At 28.4% G+C, this 13097-nt stretch carries 14 protein-coding genes and 2 pseudogenes; 9 read left to right on the forward strand and 7 right to left on the reverse strand.

Annotated elements, in window-relative coordinates; genetic code table 11:
- Positions 1-640 (reverse strand): annotated as a pseudogene (locus AWV75_RS17880) (hypothetical protein); the annotation flags it as partial.
- Between the two features lie 287 nt (positions 641-927).
- Here AWV75_RS17880 and AWV75_RS17885 point away from each other — a divergent pair.
- Entirely contained in the window at positions 928-1131 is a 204-nt protein-coding gene (locus AWV75_RS17885; RefSeq protein WP_060875637.1) for a tyrosine-type recombinase/integrase, read from the forward strand.
- 229 nt (positions 1132-1360) lie between these two features.
- Here AWV75_RS17885 and AWV75_RS19205 read toward each other — a convergent pair whose 3' ends face one another.
- Positions 1361-1531, reverse strand: a complete 171-nt coding sequence (locus AWV75_RS19205; protein WP_231738195.1) for a DUF3945 domain-containing protein — start codon at positions 1529-1531, stop codon at positions 1361-1363.
- A gap of 96 nt (positions 1532-1627) precedes the next feature.
- Between AWV75_RS19205 and AWV75_RS19265 the strand changes: the two genes are divergently transcribed.
- The 8 genes from AWV75_RS19265 (at position 1628) to AWV75_RS17915 (ending at position 7023) form a co-directional block, all read left to right on the forward strand.
- Positions 1628-1801, forward strand: coding sequence for an RteC domain-containing protein (locus tag AWV75_RS19265; protein WP_262492199.1), 174 nt, complete (start codon positions 1628-1630; stop codon positions 1799-1801).
- The gene (locus tag AWV75_RS19270; protein ID WP_262492200.1) at positions 1798-1914 is read left to right on the forward strand and encodes an RteC domain-containing protein; all 117 of its coding nucleotides are present in this window, start codon (positions 1798-1800) and stop codon (positions 1912-1914) included. The genes AWV75_RS19265 and AWV75_RS19270 overlap by 4 nt, the downstream gene beginning before the upstream one ends.
- Before the next feature lie 604 nt (positions 1915-2518).
- On the forward strand, positions 2519-2923 hold the full coding sequence (gene uraH, locus AWV75_RS17890; protein ID WP_060875646.1) for a hydroxyisourate hydrolase: 405 nt from the start codon (positions 2519-2521) through the stop codon (positions 2921-2923).
- Entirely contained in the window at positions 2923-4392 is a 1470-nt protein-coding gene (locus tag AWV75_RS17895) for a phytoene desaturase family protein (RefSeq protein WP_060875638.1), read from the forward strand. Before uraH ends, AWV75_RS17895 begins: the two co-directional genes overlap by 1 nt.
- A 5-nt stretch (positions 4393-4397) precedes the next feature.
- Positions 4398-5234: a phytoene/squalene synthase family protein gene (locus AWV75_RS17900; protein WP_060875639.1), complete on the forward strand. Its 837-nt coding sequence runs from the start codon at positions 4398-4400 to the stop codon at positions 5232-5234.
- A 169-nt stretch (positions 5235-5403) separates the two neighbouring features.
- Positions 5404-5868, forward strand: a complete 465-nt coding sequence (locus tag AWV75_RS17905; protein WP_060875640.1) for an SRPBCC family protein — start codon at positions 5404-5406, stop codon at positions 5866-5868.
- A gap of 4 nt (positions 5869-5872) precedes the next feature.
- Positions 5873-6331 carry a sterol desaturase family protein gene (locus AWV75_RS17910; RefSeq protein WP_060875641.1) on the forward strand — a complete coding sequence of 153 codons (459 nt, stop codon included), beginning with the start codon at positions 5873-5875 and terminating at the stop codon, positions 6329-6331.
- On the forward strand, positions 6328-7023 hold the full coding sequence (locus AWV75_RS17915; RefSeq protein ID WP_060875642.1) for a lycopene cyclase domain-containing protein: 696 nt from the start codon (positions 6328-6330) through the stop codon (positions 7021-7023). The genes AWV75_RS17910 and AWV75_RS17915 overlap by 4 nt, the downstream gene beginning before the upstream one ends.
- Before the next feature lie 276 nt (positions 7024-7299).
- On the opposite strand, the gene AWV75_RS17920 is transcribed toward AWV75_RS17915, so the two are convergent.
- From AWV75_RS17920 to AWV75_RS17945, 5 genes and pseudogenes are all read right to left on the reverse strand, one after another.
- A complete protein-coding gene (locus AWV75_RS17920) occupies positions 7300-7923 on the reverse strand; it encodes a MarR family winged helix-turn-helix transcriptional regulator (RefSeq protein WP_060875643.1) in 624 nt (207 codons plus the stop codon).
- 600 nt (positions 7924-8523) lie between these two features.
- Entirely contained in the window at positions 8524-9159 is a 636-nt protein-coding gene (locus AWV75_RS17930) for a LexA family transcriptional regulator (protein ID WP_231738196.1), read from the reverse strand.
- Positions 9160-9250: 91 nt separating this feature from the next.
- Positions 9251-9897 (reverse strand): annotated as a pseudogene (locus AWV75_RS17935) (transposase).
- 305 nt (positions 9898-10202) lie between these two features.
- Positions 10203-12242: a hypothetical protein gene (locus tag AWV75_RS17940; RefSeq protein ID WP_060875644.1), complete on the reverse strand. Its 2040-nt coding sequence runs from the start codon at positions 12240-12242 to the stop codon at positions 10203-10205.
- Positions 12243-12268: 26 nt separating this feature from the next.
- The coding region (locus tag AWV75_RS17945) for a PorP/SprF family type IX secretion system membrane protein (RefSeq protein ID WP_060875645.1) at positions 12269-13097 on the reverse strand (829 nt) is incomplete at its 5' end.

Here is a 13097-nt window from a genome sequence, read left to right on the forward strand (position 1 = left end):
TTCCTGTTCCATCTACATACGTAAACTGATTATTTACTGAATCATAAACTACATTTCCTTCTATGTTATTATTAATGTATTCGTTTAAAATATTCTGTACAGTGGTGTTCTGAAGTATCTCTTCAAATTTATTAGTAACATCTGCTGGCACGTCTATAGTTACAACAGCCCCAGTTTCGTTAGTATAAGTATACGTTCCATCACCATTGTTTACTAACGTAGTCAATATATTAATTTGAGACAAAGGAATTGACACAATATTTCCTTCAGTATCAGTCAATACCAATGAATTATTGTCAACTAATAAAGAACTATTTTTAACACCTAAATCTAAATTTGTTAAATCATTTTGATTAATGATTTTCACCCATCTATCCAAATACCAATAGTAATAACCTGGTACAACGTCATTTTGAGCTGTTGTATTGAATATTAACAAACTATTTACATTTCCTCCAGTTATCGTGTTTTTATCCGAAGTTGAATTTAACTGTATTTGAGGAATTAAAATTCCTCGATTTTCAGACACAACCTCAAGTTGTGCAGATTGTTTTGGACTCATGGTTCCTATACCTACTTGCGAATAGGAAACTGTTCCAATACTTAAAACAGCAATTAATGGTATAATTTTTTTTTTCATATACATTAAGTAATTATAGATTAATTATTTAGCGCAAAAATATTATCTTTTCTTTTTTTTAACATGCCTCTTAAAATCAAAAAAACAACACTAAAAGATCAAAAAAAAAAAATCAATAATATAATATTCATTACAAAAACACTACAAACCTATATTTTCATGATAAATATTAATAAATAATAAATATATTCACAATTAAATTATTTTTTTTTTCAATAAACTAATGATAATATAATACTATCAATATAACTTCATTTATATTTAAAAATTATAAGCTTCCCTAAAAGATGGAGAAGCCTACAAATCAACTCGTTTTTACTAATCTTAAATATTCAGCTATTTACAATAATGAAATTGTTCGTTGGTGTAACCAAGCGGGTATTTACAGGCATATTACCTTTCATAGTGCGAGACATACTAATGCGGTACTGCTCTTAGAGAATGGAGCGGATAGCTATTTCCTTCTATGTAACCTTCCTTTTTTATTTTAGCTCCAACAAGCACTGCTATTTCCCTAGCCACAGTTGGTTTTCTTACAAGAATTACAATCATAGTTTTCAATTTTACATTTTACGTCCTTTTGATTTTTTAGACTCATCCGCTTGTTTTTCTGATTGTGATTGCGCTTTTGATTATTCCTGTTTGTTTGGATTTTGAAACAAAAACTCAATATGCCCTTTAGCTGCGTTAAACTGAATTTCAGCATTACAAAGATTCCCTTTAAACGAGGGCATTCCTTCTACAAATAAGGTTTTTTCCTTCTTTTAAAGTTTGAAGCTGCTCTTCGGTTAGCACGATGCCTTTTACCTCTTGTGGTAATTGTATCTCTTCAACTCTTTTAACAACCAAATTATTGGTTAGTCTATCCACACTCACCTCCGATGGAATCATTTCTTATGTAGTTGGATGAACAAGCTCCACTACCCTAAGCGCATATCTGCTTAGTTAAACCTTAACCCTTGAAGAAGAAGTCTATTTTTCAAAGTGGTGAAACCCAATATTCTTGGTAAACTGATCTATTACAATAAAATCTACCGTTTAGAGTCAAGCCTTAACAGACAAATGCACTTGGAGAAAAAGTTTTTTGAAAGAAACTTACTCAGCTTAAAAAACAAAGCAAAAAATACATTAGAAAATCCAGTTTTTATAAATACTACATAAACAATCGAACAGACAAGGATCATCTTTATTTTAGTAGAGGAAACATTTATCTAAAAGAAGGTTTAAGTAGAGTGGCTTTTAAAATCGATTTGGAATTCTCCAAACTATTATGATACCAAGGTGGCCAAAATAATAGTTGATAATATTATGGATAAGAATATTTAAAAGATATTCCTCTATAATTTAAAGTAAACAATCTTCTGTAAAAAGTTTTTATATGATGTGAAATAATCAAATTTCACTACTAAATCCTATAATATATGTATGTTTATTTCCCCAAACTATATAAATATATATAAGCAAAATAATAATATATGTTCTAAACTAAATAGCATAAAATACATGTAAAAACAAGTAAAGTTTTAAACAATATAAAATCATAAAGTCAGAGAACTATATTACCATTTTGTACGTTTATTTTCAATTAAATAAATCGTTTTTTTTATCTAATCATTGTATTGTTAATCATTTTAAATAGCTACTATACCACTCTGTTATTAAGAATTAATATCCTGTCTGATATTTTTAATATTTTTTTTAAACATATGTAAACTTCTTTAATAGAAAAATTAGAGTCTATTATAAATCAAGTATTTTTTTTCTATAAAATATATACTATTATACTTATTATTATATATTTGTATACTTTTACACCATTAGTAAATGAAGATAAATCACTTTTTTAAACATTACTATTTATATCAAACTTTATATATTATGAAAAAAATTCTATTACTAGTATTGGTAATTTTTGGGCAATTTTGCTTTGCTCAAAATAAGTCTTATCAATTATCAACCCATATTTTAAATATTTCTTTGGGACAACCTGCCTCTGATGTTGAAGTCGTTTTACAAAAGATGGAAAATAAAGCAAACTGGAAAACCATAAACAAAACTAAAACAGATAGTAATGGCAGGGTTACTGATTTCTTGCCTTTAAGTGATCAAAATAATTATGGAATTTATAAATTAATTTTTAAAACTTCTCCTTATTTCGAAACGTTAAACTTAGAAAGCTTTTATCCTTTTATTGAAGTAGTTTTTCAAATTAGTGATAATAAACACTACCATGTTCCCATTACTTTAAGTCCATATGGATATTCAACTTATCGAGGTAACTAATGAAAAAAATAGCTATAATTGGTTCGGGATTTTCTGGACTATCCGCTGCTGCTTACGCTGCTAAAGCTGGTAATGATGTTTCAGTTTTTGAAAAACACACTGTAGCGGGAGGACGTGCTCGACAGTTTACAACTCCAGAAGGTTTTGTTTTTGATATGGGCCCGAGTTGGTATTGGATGCCTGATATTATTGAAGGATTCTTTTGTGATTTTGGTTTTAAAACCTCTGACTTTTTTAAACTAGTATCACTTAATCCTCAGTTCGAAATAATCTTTTCTAATGATTGCCTTCAAGTTCCTGAAAGTTTTGAACAACTTAAAGTCATCTTTGATAAGATAGAGCCAGGAGCTGCTAAAAACTTAGAAAAATTTATGCGTGTGGCACAATCCAAATACGAAATAGCAATGAAAGACTTTGTTACAAAGCCTTGTCATAACTGGCTTGAATTTACTTCTTTACAAATTGGCATACAGGCTTTTAAGTTAGATATGCTGACTAATTTTAGGACCTATGTTCACAAATACTTTCAAAATGAAAAATTAAGAGCGTTAATGGAATTTCCTGTTATATTTTTAGGTGCCTCACCAAAAAATATACCTGCTTTATATAGTTTGATGAACTATGGTGGATATAAATTAGGTACTTATTATCCTATTGGTGGTTTTTATCAATTAGTTTTGGCGATGCAATCAATTGCTGAAAAACAAGGAACAAAATTCTACTTTAATCAAACAGTAGAAAAAATCAATGTTATTAATAATAAAGTAACTTCTTTACTTATCAATGGTAAATTACATGAATTTGACGTTGTTATTGCTTCTTGCGACTACCATCATACAGAAAGTCTTTTAGACAAAGATTTTAGAAATTACACGGAAAATTATTGGAGTAAGAAAACTTTTGCTCCATCATGTTTAATATTTTATCTAGGCATTGATCAAAAATTACCAATTTTACAACATCATACACTGTTTTTTGAAAATGATTTTGACACACATATTGAATGTATTTACACAGATAAAAAATGGCCTGAAGATCCACTTTTTTATTGTTGCTGTCCTTCTAAGACAGATGACTCAGTAGCCCCCAAAGGCAAAGAAAATATTTTTTTATTAATGCCCCTAGCTATTGGTCTTGAAGATAATGAAGAGGTTAGAAATAATTATTTGTCCAAAATGTTAGCTAGAATAGAGCAACACACAGGTATACAAAATTTATCATCAAAAATTGTCTTTAAAAGAAGTTATTGCGTTAGTGATTTTATTGCTGACTACAATGCGTATGGAGGAAATGCGTATGGTTTGGCCAATACCTTGAGGCAAACAGCAATATTAAAGCCAAAGTTAAAGAATCAAAAGTTGAAGAATTTATTTTATACGGGCCAGTTAACTGTTCCTGGTCCAGGAGTCCCCCCATGTATCATATCAGGAAAAATAGTAGCTAATCAAATTAATAATTTTAATAAATGATTTGTATGAAACACTTGTTTGATGAACTTTCTTGCTCGATTAGTAAAATCACAACTAAGAAGTATAGTACTAGTTTTTCATTGGGAATTTTAGCCCTAAAACCTTCTATTCGTCCGGCGATATATGCAATTTACGCATATGTAAGACTAGCAGATGAAATCGTCGATAGTTTTCACAATTATGATAAAGCTATGTTACTTTCAAGATTAAAAGATGAAACTAAAATAGCCTTAAATGAACACATTTCATTAAATCCTATTTTACAATCTTTTCAACAAACTGTACATCAATATAATATTGATTATAATTTGATTGAACAATTTTTACATAGCATGGAGATGGATTTACAAAAAGTTGACTACAATTCAGATTTATATAATCAATACATATATGGTTCAGCAGAGGTTGTTGGTTTAATGTGTTTACAGATTTTTACAGAAGGAAATAAAACTAAATATGAAGAGCTTAAACCTTTTGCTATGAAATTGGGTTCGGCATTTCAAAAAGTAAACTTCTTACGTGATTTAAAAGACGATTATCAATTACTTGGTAGGACTTACTTTCCAAATATGAATATGGGTGTATTTGATAATGAAGTTAAAAGTCAAATTGAAGATGACATTGAAATTGAATTTAAACAAGCACTTATTGGTATACAAAAACTTCCAAATTCATCTAAATTCGGGGTTTATTTAGCTTACAAGTATTACTTGTCCCTATTTTATAAAATTAAAAACAAATCATCATCAGAAATTTTGAATTCTAGAATACGCATATCAAATTCACATAAAGCATTAGTCGCTTTTAAAAGTTATTTAAGATATAAAATAGCTCTCTTATGATTAAAATTATAAAATTTAGTTGTATCCCTTTAATTAGTACTTGAGTTTTAAAATGCTCTCAAACTTCTAGATTATGATGCATTATACCCTAAAAATAAAGAATTTATCAAAATAAATAAAGAAAAACAATCTACTCTATTTTAAGAGATAATATTGAAATAATTTTAAAATGAAATACATTCTATATAGAGAACAGCAATTAAAATGTGATATTGATACGGCTTGGAGTTTTTTCTGCTCTCCATTGAATTTATCGAAAATAACACCTAAGAATATGAAATTTCATGTCTTAACTGAATTTGGTGATCAAAAGATATATCCGGGAATGATTATCGATTATATAGTAACTCCAATTCTGGGAATACCGCTGAAGTGGACCACTTGTATTACACAAGTGGATCATGGGAAGAGTTTTACAGATTTTCAACAAAAGGGGCCTTATAAATTGTGGAATCATCATCATGAATTTATTCCTAATAAAGATGGAGTGTTAATGAAAGATACAGTGGAATATGAACTACCTTTTTGGTTTATTGGATATTTTGCTCATAAATTATTTGTAAAGAAAAAACTTACAGAAATTTTTGATTATCGATATAAAGTACTAGAAGAGTTATTCAATTCTAATAAGTAAATCTATGAACATTTTACTTGTATTTTTAGTTTTTATATTAATGGAAATAGCTACTTGGGTTATACATAAATACGTAATGCATGGTTTTTTATGGATGTTACACAAAGATCATCATAATCATTCTAATACTGGTGTTTTTGAAAAAAATGACTATTTTTTTATTATTTTTTCTATTCCATCAATAGCATTAATGTATTTTGGAGCATTGAATAATTATAATTATTTGTTTTATATAGGTATAGGAATTATGCTTTATGGAATGACTTATTTTTTTGTACATGACATCTTTATTCATCAAAGAATAAAAATATTTAAAAATACTAGTAATCCCTATTTTTTGGCTTTAAGAAGAGCGCACAAACAGCACCACAAACATACTGAAAAGCACAACGGTGAATGTTTTGGCTTTTTATATGTACCATTAAAATATTATAAAATGTTTTTAAATAATTCAAAAAAATGATGTCATTTACATACTCTATTATATTGCTTTTAACTGTAATTATATGTTTTGTTGCTTCTTTTGATAGTAGAATTCAATTTAATAAACAGTTTGTTAATTTTTTTAAAGCCTCAACTCTAGTATCTATTCCTTTTATTCTTTGGGATATATGGTTTACTCATAGGGGAGTATGGTGGTTTAATACAAATTATACCATAGGTGTTTCTATCGCTGGCTTACCTTTAGAAGAAATACTTTTTTTTCTATTTATTCCCTTTTCTTGCATTTTTACGTATTTTACAATAGACAAATATTATCAATGGAATTTATTAGCATCATTTAATAATTTGTTAGTTTTTACAAGTATAACAATTCTAACAGAAGTTGGCTTGTTAAGTATTGATAAAATTTACACCCTTACAACCTGTTTAATTACTATAGCCACCCTATTTTATCTTCATTTTATTGCAAAAGCGCAATGGATAACTAAGGCTTCCGTAGTTTTTACACTACTAATGCTTGGTTTTTTTCCAGTAAATGGTGTTTTGACAGGAACAGGATTGGAAAGCCCAATTGTAAATTATAATCCAAAAGATTTTTTAGGTATTAGAATGCTTACTATTCCAATAGAAGATGCAATTTATGGTTATACGCAATTCCTTCTGATCCTTTACTTTTTTAAGTATTTTCAAAACAAATCAGAAGTGAAATAAATAAATTATGGAATTACATTTTACAAATAACCAGATTGATAAAATCTACAAACTTTACTTCATGGCATTTATAAATTCTAAAAACTATTTTAAAATAGTACTATAATAGATACTTAATCTAACGCCAATCATACAAAATCAGCTATATGTGTTTTTCTCTTAGCTACAGATTTTGAATTACTACGATCTAATATTGGCACAAAAATATACTCTGTTAATATTAAACAAATAGAGTTTTATACTGTAAATCATATTAATCTAGTAATTAGTCAAATACTATAATTCAATCTCCATGTAGATTGGGTTGTGAAATTTATCTAATTTTTGAAGTAAATAAACTAATTGATGCTTTTCTTCTGAAGTTAAATCACCTGTAATTAAATTAGTTATCTTTTTAATTACGAGTTGTTTTTTCTTCAATTCTTCTAAACCTAAATCTGTTATAGATACAATTTTATTTCTTTTATCTAAAGAAGAGTCATGCTGATTAATAAATCCCTTTTTTATTAATCTATTGATGATTTTTATTCCAGCAGGTTTTTCTTGAATATTTTTTCTAATAAGATCAATTTTATTCATTTCACCGAAAGATTTTAATGTGATTAAATAAATAAAATCTTCTTGCGAGGTAAAACCAGAATTTACAAGTATTTCTTTAGAATGAATTTTTGCATATTTAGACAAATGAATAATCAAAGTATTGATTTCACTTTCAATACTACGACCTTTATTTTTGTTTATCCAATCTTGATACTTAATTAGATTTGCAGAATCACTTTTCATACATTTTTTATCATATGCCCAATTCAAAAAGACATCAAGTGATTTTTCTTCTTTAATGCCATAATTATTAAATTCTTCTAATAATTTTATAACATCTTGTAATAGTTTATAATCCATAAACGAACGAATCAGCTTAATTATTTATTTGTCCAAAATATACTTTACTATCCCCTAAAAATGAGGTATTTAGTTAAGCATTTTTTTAGAATTAAAAACACCTCAAAGAGACAATATTAATTTTTCTAAGTTAAAACACCTTGATCATTGTAAATCAAAAAGTTAAACTTCAAATACATTTGTATACAGTAGAACAAAAATAAGTATAAAAATACACAAAAAAAATATTTTATATGAGTAGCTAAAGGTTTCCTTAAAAAATCAAACCTCTATTAATTAGAAATTACAAACTTTAAACAAAACAGTTAAAAATGAAAAACAAGAAATTTTAGTAAGAACAGTATTATTAAAACTCTTAAAAATATAAATAGGAAAGATTAGTAAGCCTAATATATCGAGAATTATGTATTTATTAGAGTACGTTTTACTACTGAAGAGAAAAGCATAGTAGAATGGAAAAACAAGAGTTGAAACGTTTAAAAAAGCTTAAAGAAGAAAATCACAAGCTTAAATATATGTATAAAAATTCTACTCAGTTTTAATCTAAGCAGAATTTTATACTTATACAGTTTTTAGCACAAGATCATTACAAATCACTAATTACACTAAATACTTTGTAGTAGGAAGAAATATCCCTTTCAAAGAATAAATTTCTCTTACCTTCATAGCCTCAACTGTAATAGAATCATAATTAGAATTATCACTAATAAAAACTAGTGATCCAGATTCATCAAATCGTTTAAATCTATAACACAAAACTCCTCTATCTTCTATTACAATTAAATAAATATGCCAAGGCTTTAAATCTTTTATAATTATTTTTTGGCACAATAAATATGAATTAACTTTTATAGTAGGACTCATATTTTCAACTGCCATCTGAAATGCGATGTCTATTTTCTCTTCAGTAGGAAAATAACATGAAGGTGATTTAGCTAAGCATTTTTTTGGATCTAGAAAATATTCTATTAAATGGTCTGAGGATACCATCTTTACCATACGAGATACCAAACTACCATTAACGATTGATTTTGGATTCGATAGAAAAATTTCATTTAAATCAATTTTCAATCTAATCGCTATTTTAATAATTCTCTCATACCTTACTTTTCCTCTAGCTTTCCAACTAGCTAGAGTATTAGGTTTAATTGAAAGTAAATCAGCTAATTCTAAGTCAGTTTTATAACCTAGAATGCTTTTAAGTTTATCTATAATTTCTTCAGAATCTAACATCATAAATTTCAAATCACATTAGTTAACAATAAAAAGTAATTTTTTCTTTTTTTCTTTTTTTCTAAAATCATAAAACACTTTATTTTTAATGAAGTCATCTTGACTTTTTAGTTTTGTAAAACTTTTTTAGTCCTATAACAATAAAAGCTATGAAGTTCAATGCCATCCAGCTGTAAAGTGTGGTGTCAAATCTATTTAGTAAAGAACGAAAGCTATCTAACCAAGCATTGGTTGTTTCAATAGCATATCTTTCTTTGTATAGTTTTTCATCAAAATAATCATCTTCATTATCTTGCCCATTTCGTTTATTATGACAGAGGTTTGTTATTATTTCTTTATCACTAAACTTCTAAGAATCAAAACCATCAGCATTAGTTAATCGAGTAGTTATATGCTAAAAATAGACTTCTATATTAAATAAATCATTGTGACTTCCTGCTATCGGTTTTGACATAGCTAATGGTAAACCTTGACAATCTGTAAAATATAAAGAATTTGTCGTTTTACGTTTTTTTCTACCTTGATAAGCCATACACCTGCTTTGCACCAATTACGAAAATGACCAAATACTGCTTTATGACTTAGTACTTGAGTACTAAACAAAGCTTGAACTGGTAAATAACTCCATTGGATGCCTGTTTTTAGTTTGTATAATATAGCATTAACTATCTCATAAAGTGGAGCTTTTGATTTAAATCCTCTTTTGGGAAGTGGTAAATGTGGTACTATATCTAATTCTATGCTATACTATCTTTGTGGAGTACTTGGTACACGGGGTTGTAGGTTTTGTTTGTTTAGCGACACAAAGTTCTATATCCACTTTATGATTTTACAAAAGTCAAAATGACCTCAATTTCAATTAATTAAATAGGTTAAATATATAATTTCATTAAATTTAAAAAAACAACAACATTAAACGATATAATAAAAAAATAGAATTATTTTAAAAAAGATGAATAATAAATGCATTAATTAGAATGTTAGTATATCTAGAGTTTAACATCAATAAAATTTTATCATTAATATCTATAATCTAATAAAAAACTCTACTTCTCAAACACTTGTATCACTACGTCTTTAGCTTGATAATCAACAACATAAGCTTGCCCAACCTCAAACGAACCATCATTAGTACCTACATTTAAATGAAATGTACTATTAGAAGGTCTAACCGTTATTTTAACTGTATTATTTCCTGTTACTAAATTTGTAACTCTATCTAATGGAATAATACCAATATAAGATTTATTATCATCATTTTTACCATAATCATATCCTCCATATCTATAAGATAAATCATTAAACCTCTTTACCACAATATCATTTATAGTGACAACTACTTCCAAAGTTGCAAAAACTTGATGATTTGCTAAATAACCTCCCTTAGTTTTAACATTACTAGAAATGTCAAAACCTATTTGAATATATTTAGTATTTGCTGGCTTTGAATTTGTATTAATTGTTCCTCTATAGACTTCACCAGCAGTTGCATTTGTCAGATAGGGAAGACTTCCTACGAACTGATAAGTCATAGTGTTATAACCATAAATCTTTTGAGTATAAGTTCCTGATGAAATAAATCCAGTTAATACATGAAAATCTCTATCTGGTGCTCCAAAATTAATAACTCCATTTTGCATATATAAAGAATTACCTAATCTTACATCTGTTATATTTCCTAATGCATCTCTACCAGTAATAGTATTAGCATTTGTACCTTTAGATTGACTAATTCTTGCCGTTCCTTCTACATGTAAAGTCTCGCGGGGTTGAGGGATTCCACTAACCTTCATCGCATCTAAATTACCAATTCCTATATATTTATTGGTAGCATCAAATGACATTGCATCCACAAAGTTTAACGCATCCTGACCTGTTCCTTTAAGAGAAAATTTATTAGTGTTCGAAATTCCTGTAATAGATGTTGAAGTTGACAAAGGCCCCCCTAAAAGAATATTACTACCAGTAGTAGTTAAACCATTAAATGCAAATACATTATTACTAGAATTAAAATTTAAAGTTCCATTACTAAAAGTAAAACCACTTCCTAATTTTACATCTGTTAGATTACCTAATACATCTCTACCAGTAATAGTATTAGCATTTGTACCTTTAGATTGACTAATTCTTGCTGTTCCTTGAACATCAAGTGTCTCTTTTGGTTGAGGAATTCCATTAACTTTCATGTCTTCTAAATTACCTATTCCAACATATTTCTTTGTAGCATCAAATGACATTGCATCCATCAGATTTAACGCATCCTGACCCGTTCCTTTAAAATAAAACTTATTCGATTCTGAGATATTTGTAATACCAACTGTACGCAATATTTGCCCTCCTAAAACAATTGAGTTACCTACTGAAGATAATCCACTACTTGCACTTATAAGATTTAATATAGCTCCGTCATTACTAAAAACAAGACCAGGTCCTAACCTTACATTAGTTACATTTCCAAGATTATCTCTACCCATTATAGTAGTAGCATTTGTTAATTTAGTTCCCGTAATTCGTGCTGTTCCTTGAACATGTAGAGTCTCTGTTGGTTGAGGAATTCCATTAATTTTCATTGCTTCTAAATCACCAATTCCTACATATTTCTTTGTAGCATCAAATGACATTGCATCCATCAGATTTAGTGCATCTTTACCTCTTCCCTTAAAAGAAAACTTATTCGTATCTGAGAGATCATAAATAGATGTTGAAGTTGACAATGATCCTCCTAAAGTAATATTGTTACCTGTTGTAGTCAATCCATTAGAAGCTATTACAATATTATCGCTATTTCCTACTCTAATCCATTCTACTCCATTATTATAATAACAACCAGGAAAAATTTCACTATTTATATTAGAGGTATTATAAACAAACATTCCATTAACATGAGTGGTTAAAGGTGTTGCTAATTTTTTAGACAGCAAAGCTACCCTTGGCAAGAGTAATCCCTTTGAGGAACTATCATCTAAATTAGTTTTTAAATCAAGCAAAGCATCATTATTTGGAGCGAAAGAGCTACCAATAGTAACTTGGCTAAACATATTATTTGTTAAAAAAAATATTAACAAAAAAGAAAATAAATTTTTCATAAAATTAAATAGTTGTTTTATTATTATTAAAAAAATCTTGGAGCAACTTTTCTTTTGTTGCTATTAAATAATTCAAACTTCATAAAGATCTCATGAGAACCTGAATGATAGTTAGATAGCTTACTAGTATCAGCATCATAAGTATACCCTACAAATAAGCCATCAGTAACTTGGAATCCTGCTAACCCACTAACAGATGTATCCCAACGATATGCTGCTCCAAGGGTGAACTTTTCGTAAAACAAAAAGTTCGCTGTTACATCCACTTGTAAAGGAGAGCCAGTCATTACTTTTACCAAAGCAGCAGGTTTGAATTGAATCTCGTGATTGATATCAAATACATAGCCCCCCATCGCGTAAAAGTGAGTCTTCTCTTTCATAACTTTATAGTCGTTGTCGTTATAAATACTATTAGACAAAATCATAGGAGCCGACAAACCTACATAGGCTTTATCGGAATATAAATAAACTCCTGCACCGATATTACCTGAAAATTTATTGTTGATATTGTTTCCCGCAATCGGATCTGTCCCATCATAGATCCGTAATTTATCATAATTCACATCCAAGAGTAATCCACTTGCTTTTAACCCAAAGGCCAATTTATAGTTGTAATTCAGATTGACCGTGTACGCTAAATCAATCGATAAACTATTTTCATCCATCACCCCTAAATGGTCATTTTTAAAGTGAAACCCCATACCTAAACCGTTATCGGTCAAGGGCGTGGTTCCAGATAGATAAGCTGTTTTAGGAGCCCCTTCTAATCCTACCCACTGGGTGCGGTATAAACCAAAAAATTGCAAGTGATCCACACTCCCTGCATAAGCGGGGTTTATTGTGGCTGGATTATAC

The organism is Myroides odoratus, assembly GCF_001549985.1.
GTDB classification, from domain to species: domain Bacteria; phylum Bacteroidota; class Bacteroidia; order Flavobacteriales; family Flavobacteriaceae; genus Flavobacterium; species Flavobacterium odoratum_A.